16 protein-coding genes are annotated in these 19,065 nt (G+C 57.2%); 13 read left to right on the forward strand and 3 right to left on the reverse strand.

Going from position 1 to position 19,065, the window contains the following annotated elements:
• The first annotated feature begins 8 nt into the window (after positions 1–8).
• From ileS to AC0L6S_RS22450, 10 genes are all read left to right on the forward strand, one after another.
• A complete protein-coding gene (gene ileS, locus AC0L6S_RS22405; protein ID WP_473426334.1) occupies positions 9–2,810 on the forward strand; it encodes an isoleucine--tRNA ligase in 2,802 nt (933 codons plus the stop codon).
• Entirely contained in the window at positions 2,803–3,309 is a 507-nt protein-coding gene (gene lspA / locus AC0L6S_RS22410) for a signal peptidase II (RefSeq protein WP_473426335.1), read from the forward strand. The genes ileS and lspA overlap by 8 nt, the downstream gene beginning before the upstream one ends.
• Positions 3,309–3,758 carry an FKBP-type peptidyl-prolyl cis-trans isomerase gene (locus tag AC0L6S_RS22415; RefSeq protein WP_473426337.1) on the forward strand — a complete coding sequence of 150 codons (450 nt, stop codon included), beginning with the start codon at positions 3,309–3,311 and terminating at the stop codon, positions 3,756–3,758. Before lspA ends, AC0L6S_RS22415 begins: the two co-directional genes overlap by 1 nt.
• Before the next feature lie 61 nt (positions 3,759–3,819).
• Positions 3,820–4,770, forward strand: coding sequence for a 4-hydroxy-3-methylbut-2-enyl diphosphate reductase (gene ispH, locus AC0L6S_RS22420; RefSeq protein ID WP_473426338.1), 951 nt, complete (start codon positions 3,820–3,822; stop codon positions 4,768–4,770).
• 123 nt (positions 4,771–4,893) lie between these two features.
• Positions 4,894–5,457 (forward strand): GspH/FimT family pseudopilin, encoded by a 564-nt coding sequence (locus AC0L6S_RS22425; RefSeq protein WP_473426339.1) that lies wholly within the window; start codon positions 4,894–4,896, stop codon positions 5,455–5,457.
• Positions 5,442–6,083 (forward strand): type IV pilus modification protein PilV, encoded by a 642-nt coding sequence (gene pilV / locus AC0L6S_RS22430; protein WP_473426340.1) that lies wholly within the window; start codon positions 5,442–5,444, stop codon positions 6,081–6,083. The genes AC0L6S_RS22425 and pilV overlap by 16 nt, the downstream gene beginning before the upstream one ends.
• Positions 6,083–7,090: a PilW family protein gene (locus AC0L6S_RS22435; RefSeq protein ID WP_473426341.1), complete on the forward strand. Its 1,008-nt coding sequence runs from the start codon at positions 6,083–6,085 to the stop codon at positions 7,088–7,090. Before pilV ends, AC0L6S_RS22435 begins: the two co-directional genes overlap by 1 nt.
• A 3-nt stretch (positions 7,091–7,093) precedes the next feature.
• A complete protein-coding gene (locus AC0L6S_RS22440) occupies positions 7,094–7,639 on the forward strand; it encodes a PilX N-terminal domain-containing pilus assembly protein (protein WP_473426342.1) in 546 nt (181 codons plus the stop codon).
• A gap of 14 nt (positions 7,640–7,653) precedes the next feature.
• Entirely contained in the window at positions 7,654–10,911 is a 3,258-nt protein-coding gene (locus AC0L6S_RS22445) for a pilus assembly protein (RefSeq protein WP_473426343.1), read from the forward strand.
• Positions 10,912–10,947: 36 nt separating this feature from the next.
• Positions 10,948–11,391: a type IV pilin protein gene (locus tag AC0L6S_RS22450; RefSeq protein ID WP_473426344.1), complete on the forward strand. Its 444-nt coding sequence runs from the start codon at positions 10,948–10,950 to the stop codon at positions 11,389–11,391.
• 80 nt (positions 11,392–11,471) lie between these two features.
• Here the strand turns inward: AC0L6S_RS22450 and AC0L6S_RS22455 are convergent, their stop codons facing one another.
• A complete protein-coding gene (locus AC0L6S_RS22455; protein WP_473426346.1) occupies positions 11,472–12,854 on the reverse strand; it encodes a sigma-54-dependent transcriptional regulator in 1,383 nt (460 codons plus the stop codon).
• Positions 12,854–14,479 carry a sensor histidine kinase gene (locus tag AC0L6S_RS22460; RefSeq protein WP_473426348.1) on the reverse strand — a complete coding sequence of 542 codons (1,626 nt, stop codon included), beginning with the start codon at positions 14,477–14,479 and terminating at the stop codon, positions 12,854–12,856. Before AC0L6S_RS22460 ends, AC0L6S_RS22455 begins: the two co-directional genes overlap by 1 nt.
• 137 nt (positions 14,480–14,616) lie before the next feature.
• On the opposite strand from AC0L6S_RS22460, the gene AC0L6S_RS22465 reads away from it, so the two are divergent.
• Positions 14,617–16,248 (forward strand): NAD+ synthase, encoded by a 1,632-nt coding sequence (locus AC0L6S_RS22465; RefSeq protein ID WP_473426349.1) that lies wholly within the window; start codon positions 14,617–14,619, stop codon positions 16,246–16,248.
• 28 nt (positions 16,249–16,276) lie between these two features.
• On the opposite strand, the gene AC0L6S_RS22470 is transcribed toward AC0L6S_RS22465, so the two are convergent.
• Positions 16,277–17,146, reverse strand: a complete 870-nt coding sequence (locus tag AC0L6S_RS22470; protein WP_473426350.1) for an outer membrane protein assembly factor BamD — start codon at positions 17,144–17,146, stop codon at positions 16,277–16,279.
• A gap of 106 nt (positions 17,147–17,252) precedes the next feature.
• Here AC0L6S_RS22470 and rluD point away from each other — a divergent pair, with 106 nt between their 5' ends.
• Together rluD and pgeF are read left to right on the forward strand one after the other, a co-directional pair.
• Complete coding sequence (rluD, locus tag AC0L6S_RS22475; RefSeq protein WP_473426352.1) at positions 17,253–18,233, forward strand: 23S rRNA pseudouridine(1911/1915/1917) synthase RluD; 981 nt, start codon at positions 17,253–17,255, stop codon at positions 18,231–18,233.
• Positions 18,214–18,969, forward strand: a complete 756-nt coding sequence (gene pgeF, locus AC0L6S_RS22480; RefSeq protein ID WP_473428680.1) for a peptidoglycan editing factor PgeF — start codon at positions 18,214–18,216, stop codon at positions 18,967–18,969. The genes rluD and pgeF overlap by 20 nt, the downstream gene beginning before the upstream one ends.
• The last annotated feature ends 96 nt before the right edge of the window (positions 18,970–19,065 follow it).

Below are 19,065 nucleotides of genomic sequence, written 5' to 3' on the forward strand. Positions count from 1 at the left end.
TAAAAGCTATGAGTAACTACAAAGACACATTGAACCTGCCTGTGACGGCCTTCCCGATGAAAGCCAGTCTGGCACAGCGTGAACCGCAGCGCCTCAAGCAGTGGCAGGATATGGGTTTGTACGAGCAAATCCGCAAAGCCTGTGCCGGCCGTCCCAAGTTTATTCTGCATGATGGCCCACCCTACGCGAACGGTGATTTACACGTGGGGCATGCGGTTAACAAAATTCTGAAGGATGTGATTGTCAAATCTCGCACTCTCGATGGCTTTGACGCGCCCTACGTACCCGGTTGGGATTGTCACGGCCTGCCCATTGAACTCAATGTCGAAAAGAAAGTGGGGAAGCCTGGTGGCAAGGTCACCCCGACTGAGTTCCGGCAAAAGTGTCGCGAGTATGCTGCGCGCCAGATTGATGGTCAGCGCGACGATTTTATGCGCATGGGGGTGATCGGCGATTGGTCGCGCCCCTACCTCACGATGGATTTCAAATTTGAGGCCGATATCGTCCGGGCGCTGTCGCGGATCGTGGAAAACGGTCACCTGCACAAAGGTTTCAAGCCGGTGCACTGGTGTACAGATTGCGGTTCAGCGCTGGCGGAAGCTGAGGTGGAATATCAGGACAAGCGATCACCTGCCATCGATGTCGCTTTTGTTGCGGTCTCACCCGAAGCGTTTAACGCCGCCTGCGGTTCGAATTACGCAGGAGAGATTGCCGTTCCCATCTGGACCACAACCCCGTGGACACTACCTGCCAATATGGCGGTGAGCTTGAATCCGGAACTCGACTATGTGCTGATCGAAGGGCAGGGCCGGGCGCTATTGGTGGCGCAGGAACTGGCTGAGAGTTGCGTCGCCCGCTTTGGGTTGGACTCACTCAATGTGCTGGGGCAATGCAAGGGTGGAGCGCTCGAGCACCAGCTGCTACAGCACTGTTTTCTGGATCGACACGTGCCGGTCATCCTCGGTGACCATGTCACCACTGAAGCTGGTACCGGTGCGGTGCATACGGCTCCGGCGCACGGGCAGGACGACTTCGTGGTGGGCCAGAAGTACCAGCTGGAGGTTTACAACCCCGTGGGTGCCAATGGTGTCTACCTGCCTGAGACCGAGTTTTTTGCCGGACAGCACGTGCTCAAAGCTAATGAAAATGTGATCGCGCTGCTGCAGGATAGGGGGGTGCTATTGCACAGTGAAGACTACGAGCACTCCTACCCACACTGCTGGCGGCACAAGACCCCGATCATATTCCGCGCCACGCCGCAGTGGTTCGTGAGTATGCATCAGAACGGCTTGTTGGAAAGCGCGCTGTCGGCCGTTGAGGGCGTGCAGTGGCTGCCAGAGTGGGGTCGTGCGCGTATCGATTCGATGCTTGGGCAGCGGCCCGACTGGTGTATATCACGCCAGCGTACCTGGGGTGTACCTATCGCGCTGTTTATTCACCGCGAGACAGGCGAACTGCATCCGCGCACTGCGCAACTGATGGAGCAGGTCGCACAGCTTATGGAGCAAAGCGGGGTCGATGCCTGGTTTGATCTCGATAAAACGGAATTGCTGGGTGATGAGTCCGGTGATTACGACAAAGTAACCGATACCCTCGACGTCTGGTTCGATTCCGGTGTCACCCATGCCTGCGTGTTACAGGAACGCGAGGAATTGCAGTTCCCGGCAGATCTGTACCTCGAAGGCTCGGATCAGCACCGAGGCTGGTTTCAGTCCTCTCTGCTGACCAGCATCGCGATTAATGGTGTCGCGCCCTATAAAACGGTGTTGACCCACGGGTTTACCGTGGATGGCGACGGGCGGAAAATGTCCAAATCACTGGGCAATATCATCCCGGCGAAGAAAGTCATGGGGGAACTCGGTGCCGACATCCTGCGCCTATGGGTTGCCGCCACAGATTACCGTGGCGAGCTGACAGTCAGTGATGAAATTTTTAGTCGTACTGCGGATTCCTACCGCAGGATTCGCAATACCGCGCGCTTTCTGCTCTCCAACCTGAATGGTTTTAATCCCGCTGATGCACTGAATTTCGCCGAGATGCTGCCGCTGGATCGCTGGGCGGTAGATCGCGCAGCGCAGTTGCAGGTGGACGTGATTGAGGCCTATCGCGGCTTTAATTTTCACCAGATCTACCAGAAGCTGCATAATTTCTGTGCCATCGATCTGGGCGGCTTTTACCTGGACGTGATCAAGGACAGGCAGTACACCACGCAGGCCGACAGTGCGGCCAGGCGTTCAGCGCAAACAGCGATGTACCACATCGGCGAGGCACTGGTGCGCTGGGTAGCCCCCATCCTGAGCTATACGTCCGAGGAGATATGGGAAAACCTGCCGGGTGAGCGCGGCGCGTCTGTGATGCTGGAGCAGTGGTACGACGGGCTGCAGAGCCTGACATCTGACGATGCCATGGGGCGCAGCTTCTGGCAGCGCGTGATGGAAGTGCGAACGGCCGTCAACAAGGCGATGGAGGCACAGCGCGCCGCAGGTGTGCTGCGCGGTTCACTCGATGCGACAGTCGTGCTGTACTGCGCCCCGGAACTTCAGGACACGCTGCTCGCGTTGGAAGACGAGTTGCGCTTTGTATTGATAACGTCCGCAGCGACTGTGATGCCGCTGGAGGCTGCCGGGGGAGACGCACTCAGTACGGATATTGCCGGACTGCAGTTACAGATTTCCGTGGCTGACGCCGAGAAGTGTGACAGGTGCTGGCATCGCAGTCCTTCTGTCGGAGCCAGCACAGCGCATCCGACGCTGTGCGATCGCTGCATAGAGAATGTCGATGGTGACGGGGAGAGACGTCGTTTTGCGTAATGGAATACGGGCACTCCCCTGGTTTGTACTGGCCGCGGTGGTTGTTCTTTTGGACCAGTATACCAAGGCGCTGGCCTCCAGTAGCCTCCAGTATGCGCAACCCGTACGGGTGTTCTGGTGGTTTGATCTGACGCTGCATCACAACGAAGGCGCGGCCTTCAGTTTCTTGAGTGATGCCGGCGGCTGGCAGCGCTACTTTTTTTCGGTGTTGGCAGGCGTTATCAGTATCGCACTGGCGATCTGGCTGACAGTAATACCTCGCGAGCAGCGGTTGCTGGCTCTGAGCCTGGGGCTGATTCTGGGCGGTGCGCTGGGCAATTTGTGGGATCGTGTCGCGCTCGGTTATGTCGTGGACTTCATCTCGGTGCACTATGAGAATCATTATTTTCCGACGTTCAATATTGCAGACTCGGCAATTTCAGTGGGAGCGGTATTGATGCTGCTGGACAATTTCATACATCGCGACAGGCCGGCTGTCGCTGGAAGGGATGACACTTAATGACTACGGTACCTGTCAGTGAGGGCACCCGCGTATTTCTGAATTTTTCTGTCAGCCTGGAAGATGGATCGGAGGTCGATAGCAATTTCGGTGGAGATTCAGTGAACTTTGTTATCGGTGATGGCAGCTTGCTCCCCGGTTTTGAGCGTCTGCTGTTCGGCATGTCTCCCGGTGAGCGCCAGATGTTTGTTGTTGAGCCCGAGAATGCCTTCGGTCAGCCCAATGACAACAATGTTCAGTACTTGCCGCGTGATGAGTTTGAGGACGATGTGGAACTGGAAGTGGGTTTGGTGTTTTCTTTCGCGGATGCCAGCGGCGGAGAATTACCGGGAATGATAATTGCGTTCGATGAAGACGAGGTGACGGTGGATTTCAATCATCCCTTGTCCGGGCGTACAATTCTATTCGATGTTCTGGTTCACCGTGTAGAACCCGCGGAACTGCATTAACCGTGAGCATAGGGTGCGGGGCCCCGGCCCTTTAATGGCGCAGCAGGAGAACTGTTTGGGAATGGAAATTCGATTGGCAAATCCCCGTGGTTTTTGTGCCGGGGTTGATCGAGCGATAGATATAGTAAACCGCGCACTCGAAGTGTTCGGTGCGCCGATTTATGTGCGCCATGAAGTGGTTCATAACAAGTTTGTGGTTGAGGATTTACGCGCACGCGGTGCCATTTTTGTGGATGATCTCGATGAAGTACCCGATAACTGTATCGTGATCTTCAGTGCGCACGGGGTGTCACAGGCGGTGCGTCGGGAGGCGGGAGAGCGCTCGCTGAAGGTCTTCGACGCCACCTGTCCGTTGGTGACAAAGGTGCACGTGGAAGTGGCGGGCTATAGCATGCAAGGGCGTGAGTGTGTGCTGATCGGGCATCGTGGCCATCCCGAGGTGGAGGGTACCATGGGGCAGTACGATCGCAAGGCCGGTGGCGATATCTACCTGGTTGAGGATGACGAACAGGCCTCAATGCTGGAAGTAAAAGACCCGGATAACCTCTCCTACGTCACGCAGACGACGCTTTCGATGGATGATACGGCGAAAGTGATTGATACCCTGCGGGCGCGCTATCCCAATATAGAAGGGCCGCGCAAAGACGATATTTGCTATGCCACACAGAACCGCCAGGATGCTGTGAAAAAACTTGCCGCCGACTGTGACCTGATGCTGGTTGTCGGTTCTCCCAACAGTTCCAATTCCAACCGCTTGCGCGAACTGGCTGAGAGAATGGGGGCTGAGGCCTATCTCCTCGATGGCGCGGAGGATATCGATCCCGAGTGGTTGACGGGCAAATCGCGCATTGGCGTAACTGCCGGTGCCTCGGCGCCGGAGGTACTGGTGCAAGAGGTGCTCGACGGTTTATGTGCTCTGGGTGCCGGCGAGGCTGTTGAACTTGAAGGCCGTCCCGAGAACATCACGTTCTCGCTGCCGCGCGAATTGCGTATCGCCGCTAAGAATATCTAGTCGCTACGCGTTATTATTCCCGCCTTTGATTCACCAATAGGCGTCCACCTTCTGGCATATTCGGCCATCTTCTTGGCGTATTGATCGACGTTTTCTAAGCTTGTCTCAGCAAGGAGAAAAGCTGTGGACAGGACGTCGCTGCGTGGCCCTGCCAAGGGTTTTACATTGATAGAGATGATGATAGTGCTGGTCGTGCTCGCCGCACTGCTGTCAGTCGGTCTGCCGATGATGCGGGGGCAGTTGGCCACGAGTCGTCTTCAGTCCGAGACCAGTCGGTTTCTGGGCGCCATAAACCTGGCGCGCAGTGAAGCTGTAATGAGAAACCAGCCCGTGAGTATCTGTCCCTCTGCGATGGCGGAGACAGGCGTAGCGCAATGTTCAGGTATCTATGCTTCGGGGTGGATTGTATTCACCAATGCAGGCAGGGATAACGTGGTAGATGCGGGTCTGGATGAAGTGCTGCAGATATTCAGCGGTTTGCCACCGGGCTACCAGTTGACGAATCGCACTGGCACCCGTGATGCATCGAGACTTATCAACTATCTCCCCAACGGCTCGTCACACAGTCCACGTACGTTTTTGTTTTGCGCCCCACCTTATTTCGCCGTCTCTCCTCTCAGCATTGTAATGAACATCGTTGGTCGGGCGCGCCTGGCAGAGGGATGGGGTGAATGTCCAACTGCCTGACAGATTTTTGTTCGGATACCAGCTCGGCCGGTTTTACCGGTGAGGGAAGGTGTAACACCAGTCGCGGCGTAGGAATGACGGAGTTTCTTATCGCGCTGTTGATTTTTTCTGTCGGCATGATGTCCCTCCTGTCGGCGCAGCTGGTGGGAAAGAAAGCTGTGTTCGAAGCGAGCCAGCGCTCTATTGCCACGGCGATGGTGCGGGACATTCTTGAACGTATCAGTGCCAATCCGGAGCAGGTGGCGGCTTATCGGGTCTCAGGTATTGGCGACGAGGCCAACCGTCTACCCATGCCGGATGTCGATTGCATCGTGATGGCTTGTTCTGCGCAGCAATTGGCAGCCTTTGATCTCTGGCAGTGGGAAGCCATGTTATTGGGGCACGCAGAGCAGGACACAGCAGGTTATGCAGGCGGCCTTCTGACACCGCGTGCCTGTATCACCGGAAGCGGTTCTACGGTGGCGGTGACTCTCAGCTGGCGAGGTCTGCTGACAGTCTCGCCGCCAGTAGAAACCAACTGTGACATCAACCTGGAAGAGCAGCAGCAATACCAAGAGGAGGAGCAATCGCGTGAGTTGCCACAACGTCACCAACTGACCGTCTCGACGGTGCTGGCGATGCCGTAATGCGATATCGGGAGAGCTCGTCGAGCAGGCCGATCATTTCGCAGGGCCTGACACTGGTAGAACTGTTGGTTTCGCTGCTGCTGGGATTGCTTCTGAGTGCCGGCATGGTCAGTGCTTATCTGGTCGCCAAGCGCAATTACTACTATGAGGAAGAGATGGCACGCATGCAGGAAAACGGCCGATATGCGATGCGTATACTGTCGCGAGAGTTAGCCATGGCCGGATTCTATGCCGGCCTTCCCGCTGCATTGAGCATCACTCCTGCGGCTGTGGCCGCCGATTGCAGCACGGACAACTGGGCACTGGACAGGTCCATTACGCTGGATTTGGTAAACGATTACGCAGGTCAGATACCACCGTTGTCACAGCACGGTATCGAGTTTACTTGCCTGGACGGTGCAGCGATAGTGCACAACACAGACGTGATCGCGATAAAGCGTACCGCTGCCGAGGCGAGCCTGCTGCGTGGGATTCCTGCTCCGGCGCTGACATCCTCTACGGTGGAGAGTTGGTATCTTCGGCTGCTGTATGGATCTGTGCCTGATTGGGAACAACTGCGGCCCCTGGATTTGCGCGATGCTTCCAGGGCGCTGCCGTCACTGGCGTATTGGGAGGCGATAACACGTGTCTTCTTCATCAGGGCCTATTCCAGTGAAAGCAGCGACAACCTTCCCAGCTTGTGTATGGAAGCGCTCGCCGGTAATGAAATGACCACGCGATGCCTGGTGGAGGGAGTGGAGAATCTTCAGCTTGAATTCGGTATCGATACCGATTCTGATGGTGCTCCCAATCAATATGTTCCGGCGCCTACGACAGCACAGCTGGAAAATGCCGTGGTGGTGCAAGTTCACTTGCTGTTGCGCAGTATTGGGCAGTTGTCCGGTTATTCAGATGACCGAGATTACCACCTTGGCCAAACAATACAGCCCGCCGCGCATGATGCCTATATGCGTAGAGTGATTAGTTCGACGGTTGTCCTTCGAAACCAACTGACACCTCTGGGATGATCCATGCGCAGCTCAAAGCCGTCCCTTAGATTCTCCCACAGACTGCCAAGTCGCGGCGCGGTAGCACTGCTGGCACTGTTGTTTATGTTGTTGCTTTCAATCGTCGCCGCAACAGTACTGCAGTCGGGAACGCTACAGCTGCGCATGGCAGGCAATGATCAGTTCAAGGAAGAGGCCCTCTACCAGGCGCAGGCCATTGCGACGGAACTCTCTCTGCAGCGGGACAACTTTTCACTGCAGGATACTGTGGGCAGTACCACCTGTCTGCTAGGAGACGAGGCACCGCCATGCGATAGAAGCAGCCTGCCTGTACCTGCCTCGGCACAGAATTTAGAGGGATACATGCTAGATATTCGCATTACACGGCAGGACCCGTTGCTGTGGCGGGGCTTCCCTGTGCGGGAGAGTGAGAAGAACGCATCCAGTGCCCGCAGTTTTGACGCAGCGATTTTTGAAGTGGATGTGCACCTCGATGGCAGCGAGGCTCGCCTCGGCAGTGCCCACGTTGTACAGGGCGTTGCGGTGCGTGTACCGGCTGTCCATCAGTGAGCGCTGGAGGATCTATGACACATCGTTTACAAGTTCTGTTGCTATCTGCGTTGATCAACACAAATACGGTATGGGCAGACGATATCGAAGCGTATATGTCTGGAGCGCACGCACAGGGCGTTTTTGTACAGGTGGTGCTGGGTCTGGGTGATAGCAATGTAGATGCCACACTGTGCACGTACGGCGTCGACTGCGGGCCACCCTTCTTGTCAGAGCAGGCGTATCGCCATCTCGGCGACTCGTATCAGCAGGGCGAGTCCGTCACTGCTCCCGGTGTGTTTACGGCGGTCTTGTCAGCTGTACTGGAAAACCCGTTGTTGAATGATGTATTTGTATCGCTGCTTATCTCCAATCACCAGGATAATGCAGTCGACGAAGGCGGCGCCGGCGTGGGCGGCGGTACGATCCTTGAGGGCTATCGACGATTGCGTACGCACCGTGCGCAGTTGAGCGCAACACTCAAGGCCATTCCAGCTCTCAGTGCGGAGTCGACGCATCTGATGCAGCCTCGTGAGACCTATCTGGAATGGCTGCGATACCTCGCTGGCGGTGATGTAGCGTTGGGCCAGAATACATCCGGTAATTTCGGCAGTGCAGAGCCCTCACCCGATTATGATGAGTCGATTATTGACGATGGCAGGTACCTGACCCCCTTCACAGGTCAGCATGCGTGTCCCAAGCTGTACTCCATACTGTTCACGCTTGGCGAGGCCGACCGCGATAGCGATCTCGATGCAGTGATCGCAGCGCAATTTCCGGACCAACAACTGGATTCTTTCTCTCAACTGTTGGCCTATCTGCACGATAGCAGCACAGATTTATTGCCGCAGTTGAGTATCGGGGCGCCCTTGCAAACGAGCTGGGTCGTTACCAGTCGTGATCGCCCAGGGGATGCGCTCAGCTACGCAGCGGCCAGTGGCGATGAAGCTGTGCTGTACGTCAACGAGCCACGGGCATTGCAGGCTGGCTTGACCCACGCACTGCTGACAGGAGTTTCTGTCGCAGGGCAATCGCATGCGGCAACCTTTGCCGATGACGTGCTCTCACAGGGCAGGGTGCTGGATACGCTGCTGGTTGCGCTTTTCCTGCCGCAATCTGGCACCGGTTGGCCCGGAAATCTCAAGAAGCTGAAGTTATCAAGTGACACTGATAACGACCGTGGCCACACTCAGGGTACCTATGATCGGGTAGTAGATGCGCGCGGTGTTGCTGCTTATGAACTATCAGGAGAAAACAAAGGGCGTTTGCGTCAGGATGCACTGACATTCTGGACAGATGTCACAAGCTTGTCTGCGGGGAACGGCGTGAACATTCCCGATGATGCCGATGGACCGGTGGTAGCGCGAGGCGGCGCCGGACAAAAAATTGACGGCTTCGTCAATTACCGGAGCGCTAACGATGGCGATGTTGAGTATTTTGTCGGTGATACCAATATGGATCCCGCTATCAATGGTTACGGCCCGCGACAGCTCTATTACATACCGGACAGCGGACAGACACTGTTGCCCTTCAATGCCGATGGGGCGACTGTCGACACGCTCGGTGCACTGCTGGATTCTGAAAACGCGCTGACCGTGGAGCAGCGCCTGGACCTGATCAAGTGGGCAAGAGGGCAGGACGTCGATAGCGGAAGGGCCGGCGCACGTAACTGGATACTGGGCGCGGTGATACACTCGCATCCGGTCGCCCTCAATTACGGTGCTACTGCCGGTTACAGTGCGGAAAACCCCAATGTCCGGGTGTTGTTCGGCAGTCAGGATGGCCTGTTTCACGTGCTGCAGAGTACCGATAGCGATGGCCATGAGTCTGGCCGAGAGGTGTTTGGGCTTTATCCGCGTGAGTCGCTTGACGCCTTGCTGGAGCGGCGCACCGATCAGGCCACAGGCCTGCCGCGACACTATGGTGTAGACGGTGCTCCGGTGGTGCTACGTGTTGATCACAATGCCGACGGGACACTCGATGCCGCAGCTGGTGATGAGGCATATGTGTATTTTGGATTGCGCCGTGGCGGTTCCAGCTACTACGCTCTCGATATCAGTGCGCCGGATGAAGTGCCCACACTGGCCTGGAAGGTCAGCCGCACTGTGGGCGGTGATTTTGATGAGTTGGGCCTGACATTTTCGACGCCCGTGGTTGGCAAAGTGAACTACAGCGGCAGCCCTGTGGATGTGCTGTTTTTTGCCGGGGGGTATAACGGCGGTTGGACCGATGACTTTACAGCGAGGCGCGGCAAAGATCTCAATGCAGACGACGATAGCGTCGGCAACGCTATCTACATTGTCAACGCGCGTACGGGAGAGTTGATTTGGAAAGCTGTACAGGGAGAAACCGGCAGCAGTACCAACACCCGTTATACCCACGCCGGTCTTGTCGATAGCATTCCCTCTGCCGTGTCTGCGTTAGTAACGCCCGAAGGTGTTGTTCACCGTTTATACGTTGGGGATAGTGGCGGTGCCGTATGGCGGGTCGACTTGCCACCGAATCGAAATGGCAGCGCGGGTCATCGCAGGGCCAAATGGTTTATCACCAAGCTGGCCGACCTTGGCGCGGATGCAGCCGAAACCGGCGGTTCGGAGCGCGATGACAGGCGTTTTTTCCATGCGCCGGATATCGTGCAATCCTACGATGGCGTCGGGCGATTTGACGGGTTATTGATACAAAGCGGCAACCGCGCCGACCCAAATGAAACAGTAGTAGAGAATGCGTTGTTCTATATCAAGGACCGGGAAGTACTGACGGGTAGTGCAGCGGTGCGGGGCGAGAACGATCTGAGCTCACCTCCCGGTAGATACCGGATGTCAGACTTACATGATCAAACACTGTGTATTGACGGCTCGGAGGAGGTCTCCGAGGGCGGGGGCAGGGTCGCCTGTGTGGATCGGCGCACCGAGCGAGGGTGGTATATACGCTTTGGGCAGCCTGGCGAGAAGGGGTTGTCCACCCCCCTGACAGATGGTGGCAGAGTATTGGCGTCCACATATACGCCCGGCGACGTCTCTCCCTGTGCCGTTGGAAAGGGGCAGGGTACCTTATATGTTGTGCAGCTTCGCAGCGGCGCGGCAGTGGCAAACACGGTACGGCACTATGAATTGGGTGAGGATATTCCCGCGGCCCCCGTAGCGGTGGCCGATGCCATTTTTTTACCCGGGGGAGGAATAGAACTCCATGATCCGGATCGCGATGACTCGCGCGATGTCACGCAATTGGTGCCCAGTCATGCGTCGAAGCTCTACCGTATCTACTGGCGGGAGCCGGGTGCCGACCCTCTGTAACAGAGCGCTTTCAGCAGGAATGGAGGATATCGATCGATGGTGGTTCAGCGAAGAGGCGGTTTTAGCCTGATCGAACTACTGGTGGTGATCAGTATTCTGTCCGTGCTGCTAGTACTCGTTCTGCCTGCCTATCAGCGCCAACTCAGGGAGACCCGACGCAGCATGGGAGTCGCGGCCTTGCAGGAGACCTTGATGCGACAAGAGCAGTTCTTTGTGACGCACAAACGGTACGCCGAGACGTTGACTGAGCTGGCCTACCCCACGCATCCCTATGCAGTTGATGCGCGCGGTGCAGTGGTCGCCAACACAGATGGGAACCGGGTGTATCTTATCCAGCTGACAACGCATACCAATGCGTTCACGCTGCACGCCGCGCCGCAGCTCGATCAGGCCGCTGACCGCGAGTGCGGGACTCTCAGTCTCGACGCGAATGGTGCCAGGCATGTTTCCGGTGATAACTCCGGGCTGCGCTGTTGGTAACGGCGACAGGAGCCAATAGGTGGGCGGTTTATAACGCCATTTGGCAAGGGAGCAGTAGATAACGCACCAGCAGGGTTGCGCTAGTCATCCAGCCCCAGTTTTTTCTGTCGATAGCGAAGGCTTCTGAAGCTGATTCCCAGTAGTTTGGCCGCCGCTGTTTTGTTCCAGCGGCACTCCTCCAGCGCGGCGCTGACGATCTCCCGTTCAAGATCTTCCAGGTAGCCCTCGAGATCGCCAAATGCTTCGTGTACCGAGCGCCCCTGTGCTGTGCTTGCACGCTCTACCGGTTCCTCTATGGGGGTGGCGGCCTTACCCGCGACTCCGGTGCTGGAAAACTGCAGGTCGTCGGCAGTGATTCCTTCGCCATCGGACAGCGCTAGCGCCCGTTCCAGCATGTTCTCCAGCTCCCTCACATTGCCGGGGAAGCTGTATTTACTCAATGCCGCCAGCGCAGATTTGTCCAGGTTGGCAGCTTTTTCGTCCGCCGAACATATCCGGTTAAGAATTGCAGTGGTCAGCGCCGGCAAATCTTCAAGCCGTTCTCGTAAACTCGGCACCATTACGTCGATGACGTTGATTCGATAGTAGAGATCCTGACGGAATCGACCAGCCTGTACTTCTATCTCAAGGTTTTTGTGGGTGGCGCTGAGCAGCCTGATGTCGGTGTGTTGCTCTTCGCTAGCACCCACCGGGCGGATGGTTTTTTCCTGGATAGCCCGTAGCAACTTGACCTGCATGCTCAGCGGTAGGTCGGCGACTTCATCGAGAAAAAGTGTCCCTCCCGATGCTGACTGAAACAGGCCGACCTTATCCTGATTGGCGCCGGTAAAACTGCCTTTCATATGCCCGAACAACTCGCTTTCCATCAATTCGGGAGGAATAGCGCCACAGTTTACCGCGACAAAGGGGCCACTGGCCCGGGCGCCTGTGCTGTGAATCAGGCGCGCGACGACTTCCTTGCCGCTGCCGGATTCACCGTGGATATGTACGGGCGCCTGACTGCGCGCGAGTTTGGAAATCTGCTTTCGCAGACCCTGGATAGCCGGTGCCGACCCTATCAGTTGTTGATCTACGGCATCCTGCGCCCGGCTGGTGTCGCCCTCCAATTGCAGTGCCGAACTGACCAATCGGCGCAAATTTTCCAGCTCAATGGGTTTGCTGATGAAATCAAACGCTCCGGCTTTGAGGGCTGAGATGGCTGTTTCCACACTGCCGTGCGCGGTGATCATCGCCACCGGGATATGGGAAAACTCCTGCTGGATAAACTCCACCAGAGTGATTCCATTGCCGTCAGGTAGCCGCATATCTGTCAGGCACAGGTCGGGCTTGATGCGATCCACCATCTCTTTCGCCTCGCCCAGTGTGGCGGCACTGTGCGTGTCGAGTCCCATGCGGCTGAGTGTGATATCCAGCAACTCGCGGATATCTGGTTCGTCGTCCACTATTAAAACAGTCTGGGTCATTAGTGCGCTCGTTGGTTCATGGAGATACGGAAACAGCTCTCACCTTTGCGGGTTGTCTGGTAGAACAGATCCGCATTGTTGATTTCACAGAGTTCCTTACACAGGTACAAGCCCATGCCACTGCCTTCTGCCATAGTAGTAAAAAAGGGTTCAAACAGTTTCGCCTGATCGGCAGACGGGACGCCGGCGCCGGCATCAATAATGTCGACCTGACATTGATGAAGCGAGGAGTCGAGGTCGACCTCTATGCGCGCAGACTCCTTACCGGTTGCCAGTTTACTGTGACGCAGTGCGTTATCGAGCAGGTTTGCGAACACGCGTTGCAGGTTTTCAGGGTCAAATTCCACCAGCAATTCCTTGTAGCCGCAATCGATTGTCACTTCCGCTTCGCGATTGAGGGCATTGAGGTAGCTGCTGACGAACTCGGTCAACCACGGCGCGAGTAACAGGTACTGCGGTTTTGGTGGCTCGCGGCGTGAGATCTGCATAACGCTTTCCACAATCTGGTTTACCCGTTCGCAATGATTCTGGATGATATCTGCCATACGCTTGTCAGAGGCTGTCAGGTCCTGAGATTCCTGTAGTAACTGCGCGGCGTGGCTGATAGCTCCGAGGGGGTTGCGAATCTCGTGGGCAATACTCGCTGTCAGCCGCCCCAGCGAGTTAAGCTTTAGAGACTGAGCGTATTGGGTAACGGGCGTGTAGTCCTCTACGAATACCAGGGCTTCCTCATTGGCATTAGGCTGCAGTTCTCGAAAATTGGCGATCATCGGCAGTGCACCTTCCATCACCGTAAATGGTTTGGCTCGGTGTATGCCAGAATTTTTCCAGTGTTCGAACTGGTAGGCGAGCTCCGGACAGTAGTCGGCGAGCTGCCGTCCCTGTTCGACCGTGACGGGTCTTTCGGGTGCGAGCAGGCTGATTGCTGCCTTGTTCATGATGCGCACAACACCATCACTATTGACCAGCAGGATGCCGGTTTGCATGTGCTGCACGATTTGCTCATTGAGGCGCTGTAAGCTGTACAGATCGCTCGCCCGATTGCGGGCCAGTTCTTCTGCCCTGCCGAGGCGATGCGCAATGGGCTGCACAATGAGCGAAACACCGAAAATTAGCAGCCCCAGAATACCGGCGGGAAACAGTGAACTACTGTCCAGGACGTCATGCAGTATAAGCCACACCGTATCGAGCAGAATTGCCATTACACTAATTGCGGCAATCAACGTCGCTAGGGTCCGGTTGGAGATCAGCACCGCGCTGGCGGCTACCGTGATCACCAGCAATACAGGTAGACCGCTGATCATGCCGCCACTGCTGTCCGACAGCAGCGTAATCGCGATAATGTCGACCAGGAATACCAGCAACATCAGTCTCTGGCTCTGGTTCAGGCGGGTGGAGAGTGAACCTACCAGCGGAATACTGGTGGCCAGATAGGCTAGTGCGATGGTGGTGTAGAGGGCGGGGTTAAGCGTGCCCACCAGCTGCCGGGTATTGGGACTCACCAGCATGATCAGCAGGACGATAGATAGCAGCGAGCGGTAGCCCACGTAGACGCGAAACATTGCCAGATTCTGGTGGCTGGGAGAGTGAGCCTCCGGTTTTGTGAGAATGGCTGTGCGATTCACCGTGCGCTGGCCTTATGGCTTTTATTTAGAGTCCGTTTGCGGGGCATTGTATCAGGTATTGTTCTGTTCAAGGACTGGCTATAGAGCGCACTTTTTCGGACAATGGCGTTCCGCCAAACCAGAGCGTCTGAAGTTACATGAGCACCCTGAATATCCTGATGGCCCAGATGAACACCCTCGTGGGTGATTTTGAGGGCAACACCCAGAAAGTTATCGAAGCAGTAGCACAGGCCGAGAACGAACATGAATCGCCGGTAGTGGTCTGTCCCGAACTTACCCTCAGCGGCTATCCGCCTGAGGACTTGTTACTGCGGCCCAGTATCGCCGTGCGTGTGGAGCAGTCTCTGGCGGCCATCTGCGCGGCGATGAAGGGCTCTGCGTATCTGGTTATCGGATACCCGCTGCGCGTGGACGGTGCGCTTTACAATGTCGCCGGTGTACTGCACCGCGGCCGCGTTGTGGCCGAATACCACAAGCAGTGTCTGCCCAACTACCAGGTGTTTGACGAGAAGCGTTATTTCACGGCGGGTAGCGAACCCTGCACTGTCACCATCAATGGAGTCGTCGTGGGGTTGAGTATCTGTGAGGATATCTGGGAGCGCACGCCCGCAGTTCAGGCCGCGGCTGCCGGTGCCCAACTGCTGCTCAATATCAACTCCTCGCCATATCACCAGGGTAAGAGGCTCGAGCGTTGGGATACGGTCGCTGCGCGCGCTCGCGAGGCCGGTATTCCCATCGTCTATGTCAACCAGGTGGGAGGGCAGGACGAATTGGTCTTCGACGGTGGTTCATTTGCTGTGGCCGCCGATGGCACTGTGGCCGCCGCTGCTCCCGGTTTTGAGGAGGGCGCGTACTGGCTGCAGCTGGATTTTACGCAACAGCCAGCGAGTATTGTGGGCCCCGAGCCTGAGCCGCAGCAGCAGGAACTGGCGGCGACGTGGCAGGCACTGGTGTTGGGTGTTCGTGATTACGTGAACAAGAACGGGTTCCGGGGCGCGGTGCTGGGCTTGTCAGGCGGCGTTGACTCTGCCCTGACACTGGCGGTGGCGGTGGATGCGCTCGGGCCGGATCGGGTCGAGGCGATCATGATGCCGTTCCGCTATACCTCGCAGATGAGCGTCGAGGATGCGGCGGAACAGGCCAGCCTGCAGAATGTGACGCACAAGGTGATTTCCATCGAGCCCATTTACGAGGCGTTTATGGCCAGCCTCGCCGAGGAGTTTGCCGGGACTGGCCCGGACACAACCGAAGAGAATTTACAGGCGCGCTGTCGCGGTGTGCTGTTGATGTCCATATCCAACAAGAAAGGCTATCTGGTGCTGACCACGGGCAACAAAAGCGAGATGGCCGTCGGTTATTCTACGCTTTATGGCGATATGGCCGGTGGCTTTGATGTGCTCAAGGATGTGCCCAAAACACTGGTATTCGATCTGTGCCGCTACCGCAATTCCCGCGGGCCGTGTATTCCCCAGCGGGTGATTGATCGCCCGCCCTCGGCAGAATTGGCGCCGGATCAGAAGGATCAGGACAGCTTACCGCCCTACGATGTGCTGGACCGTATCCTGGCGCTGTATGTGGAACAGGATTACAGCGCCGAGGCAATCATCGCCGCAGGCATGGACCGAGAGCAGGTGCACAGGGTCCTTCGGCTGGTTGATATCAATGAGTACAAGCGCCGACAGGCGCCGATCGGTGTGCGAATTACACGACGTGGTTTCGGCCGCGACCGACGCTATCCGATTACCTCGGGCTGGCGTCTGGGGGATTAGCGGCCGGCACGCTCAGGCCCGCAGGCAGTTACACTTCCGGGCGGTGGTCGAATTGGGGTGGCGTGGGCGGATCAAACAGGCCGAATGATACCTTGTTGATCCAGGAGTTCTGTTCGCCATCCATCGTGTAATTGCTCACGAACTGGCCCTGCTTGTTAATAGCCGGGTAGTTGGGGTAGTTGGCGGCCAACACGGTAATCGATTCCTGGGCGAGGTCTTTCATCCCCAAAAAGAGATAGCCCTGCGCCATAATCGCTAGACCATCTGCCACAGCGGGTGTGCGTTGGAAGTTTTCCACGACAAATCGCCCCCGATTGACTGCGGCGAGATAGGCACCTCTGCGGAGATAGTAGTTGGCGACCATGATTTCGTGGCGGGCCAATAGGTTGCGCAGCGCTAACATGCGGGCTTCGGCATCAGCTGCGTAGGGGCTGTTGGGGAATCGCGACACCAACTGCGCAAATTCACTAAAGGCTTCCTTGGCCTGCGAAGTATCGCGCTGGGCCTGATCTGTGGGCACAAACCGCGCAAAAATGTCCTCATTGACGGTGTAGGCGGCCAGGCCTTTCATGTAGTAGGCGTAATCGACACTGGGATGCTGCGGGTGCAGCCGGATAAAGCGATCAGCTGCTTCTACAGCTGCCTCGTGCTCGTAGGCATTGTAGTGGGCGTAGATAAGCTCCAGTTGTGCCTGTTCGGCGTATTTGCCAAACGGGTAGCGTGATTCCAGCAGCTCCAGGCTCTTCACGGCCATGTCGTAGTTGTCGCCGCGCAGATAGCGCTGGGCATCCTCATAGATCTGCTGTTCTCCGGCATCTGCAGCTATGTCGGGTAACTCTTCGGTGCTGGAGCAGCCAAAGAGAGTCAGGCTGAATATAATGACAAGTATGTATTTCATGCTTCCACCTAATGGTTCACGCCAGCGTGTTAACATTCTACTCAGCGTGGCTGCCGTTGCTGCGGTATTTAAACACAGGCGAGCGGGCGCATAAACAGGAATTGTGATGATTGATAGAGTGGAGCTTCAGGCCAGTGTGCCACAAGAGATGCACGGCAGCAGATTGGATCAGGTCGCGGCCCGGCTTTTCCCGCAGTATTCCAGGTCTCGCCTGCAGGAGTGGATAAAGGCGGGTGCCGTATCGGTGGACGGAAAACAGTGTCGCCCACGCGATAAAGTGCCTGTGGGCGCGAGCGTGCAGATAGACGCGCAGCTGGAGGCGGAAGTGGCGTGGCAGGGCCAGGATATCGCTCTGGATGTCGTGTACGAGGACGATACCCTGCTCGTCGTCAACAAACCCGCCGGCCTGGTCGTGCATCCGGCTGCCGGGCATGCACAGGGTACGTTGGTGAATGCACTACTGGCCCATGCGCCCGAGCTGTCAATGTTGCCGCGCGCCGGAATCGTCCATCGCCTCGATATGGACACTTCCGGGTTGCTGGTGGTCGCCAGAACCCTGCCGGCACATCACCACTTGGTTGAGCAATTGCAGGCACGGACCGTCAAGCGTGAGTACTGCGCGCTGGTGATAGGCGCGATGACGGGGGGAGGCACCGTCGATGCGCCTATGGGGCGCCATCCCCGCCAGCGCAAGAAAATGGCAGTCACGGCCGTGGGGGGCAAGCCGGCCATCACCCACTACCGCCTGGCGCAGCGCTTTGGTCATCACTCCCGGATCACCGTCAACCTGGAGACGGGGCGAACACACCAGATCCGGGTGCATATGTCCCACCGGCACTACCCGCTTATCGGTGATCCCCTCTACGGCGGTCGGCCGCGTATCCCCAAGGGCGCGTCAGACGTACTGGTGGAGACCCTGCGGCACTTCCCGCGGCAGGCTCTGCACGCTCGCTCGCTGGGGTTTATCCACCCCGCCAGCGGCGAGCATGTGCAGTTCGAATGCCCGTTGCCCGAGGATATTGTGAAGTTGATTGCCGTTCTGGAGGCGGAAGACCCGCCTTTTGCCTGTGATACCACCCTGTATTAAACCCGAGTGGCCCGCCCCCGCCAGCGTGTACGCCCTGTCGACAATGCGCCGTGGCGGGTGTAGCGAGGCGCCCTTCGATAGCCTCAATCTGGGCGATCATGTGGGTGATGACGCACGTGCTGTAGACAGAAACCGAAGGATACTGTCCAGCGCGCTGCCAACAGATGCGGGTGTTCACTGGTTGTCCCAGGTTCATGGTTCCGCTGTTGTGGAAGCTGGGCAGGGTGGTCCAATGCCGGCCGCAGATGCCCAGTGGAGTCGCACACGCGGCGCTGTGTGTGCGGTCATGACGGCAGACTGCCTGCCGGTGTTGTTGTGCTCTCTCGATGGAGATGCGGTCGCCGCCGCCCACGCCGGCTGGCGTGGCCTGATGGCAGGTGTTCTGGAAAATACTGTGGCGGCGATGGCCGCGCCCCCCGAGCGCCTGCTGGCTTGGCTGGGCCCCGCCATCGGGCCGGCAGCCTTTGAAGTTGGCGCCGAGGTGCGCGATGCGTTTTTATCGTCGGCAGGGCCCGCCGATCTTGCAGCCGTCAGAGGCTGCTTTGTGCCTGCTGCGAACCGGCCCGGGCACTACCTTGCCGATCTCTATACGCTGGCCCGTGCGCGGCTGGCGCGGTCGGGCGTAACCCGCGTATTTGGCGGAGGCTACTGCACTGTCAGCGACTGCGATCGTTTTTTTTCCTATCGACGGGACGTGCAGACCGGGCGTATGGCCAGCCTGATCCTGCTGCGTTAAATCTCCTCCTGATGCAATCACCCTACTTGAAATGGGGTGATTTGCCCCCATTGACTACTGCAATGAACACAATGTGCCTCCGCAGGGGGTATTCAG

This window comes from Halioglobus sp. D3-4 (assembly GCF_055809315.1).

Bases quoted from the DNA above. Each gene is read 5' to 3' on its own strand.
- rluD (WP_473426352.1), top strand. From the start codon at position 17,253: ATGATTGATAGAGTGGAGCTTCAGGCCAGTGTGCCACAAGAGATGCAC.
- AC0L6S_RS22415 (WP_473426337.1), top strand. From the start codon at position 3,309: ATGACTACGGTACCTGTCAGTGAGGGCACCCGCGTATTTCTGAATTTT.
- pilV (WP_473426340.1), top strand. From the start codon at position 5,442: ATGTCCAACTGCCTGACAGATTTTTGTTCGGATACCAGCTCGGCCGGT.
- ispH (WP_473426338.1), top strand. From the start codon at position 3,820: ATGGAAATTCGATTGGCAAATCCCCGTGGTTTTTGTGCCGGGGTTGAT.
- AC0L6S_RS22435 (WP_473426341.1), top strand. From the start codon at position 6,083: ATGCGATATCGGGAGAGCTCGTCGAGCAGGCCGATCATTTCGCAGGGC.
- AC0L6S_RS22440 (WP_473426342.1), top strand. From the start codon at position 7,094: ATGCGCAGCTCAAAGCCGTCCCTTAGATTCTCCCACAGACTGCCAAGT.
- AC0L6S_RS22445 (WP_473426343.1), top strand. From the start codon at position 7,654: ATGACACATCGTTTACAAGTTCTGTTGCTATCTGCGTTGATCAACACA.
- AC0L6S_RS22450 (WP_473426344.1), top strand. From the start codon at position 10,948: ATGGTGGTTCAGCGAAGAGGCGGTTTTAGCCTGATCGAACTACTGGTG.
- ileS (WP_473426334.1), top strand. From the start codon at position 9: ATGAGTAACTACAAAGACACATTGAACCTGCCTGTGACGGCCTTCCCG.
- AC0L6S_RS22470 (WP_473426350.1), bottom strand. From the start codon at position 17,146: ATGAAATACATACTTGTCATTATATTCAGCCTGACTCTCTTTGGCTGC.
- AC0L6S_RS22465 (WP_473426349.1), top strand. From the start codon at position 14,617: ATGAGCACCCTGAATATCCTGATGGCCCAGATGAACACCCTCGTGGGT.
- AC0L6S_RS22455 (WP_473426346.1), bottom strand. From the start codon at position 12,854: ATGACCCAGACTGTTTTAATAGTGGACGACGAACCAGATATCCGCGAG.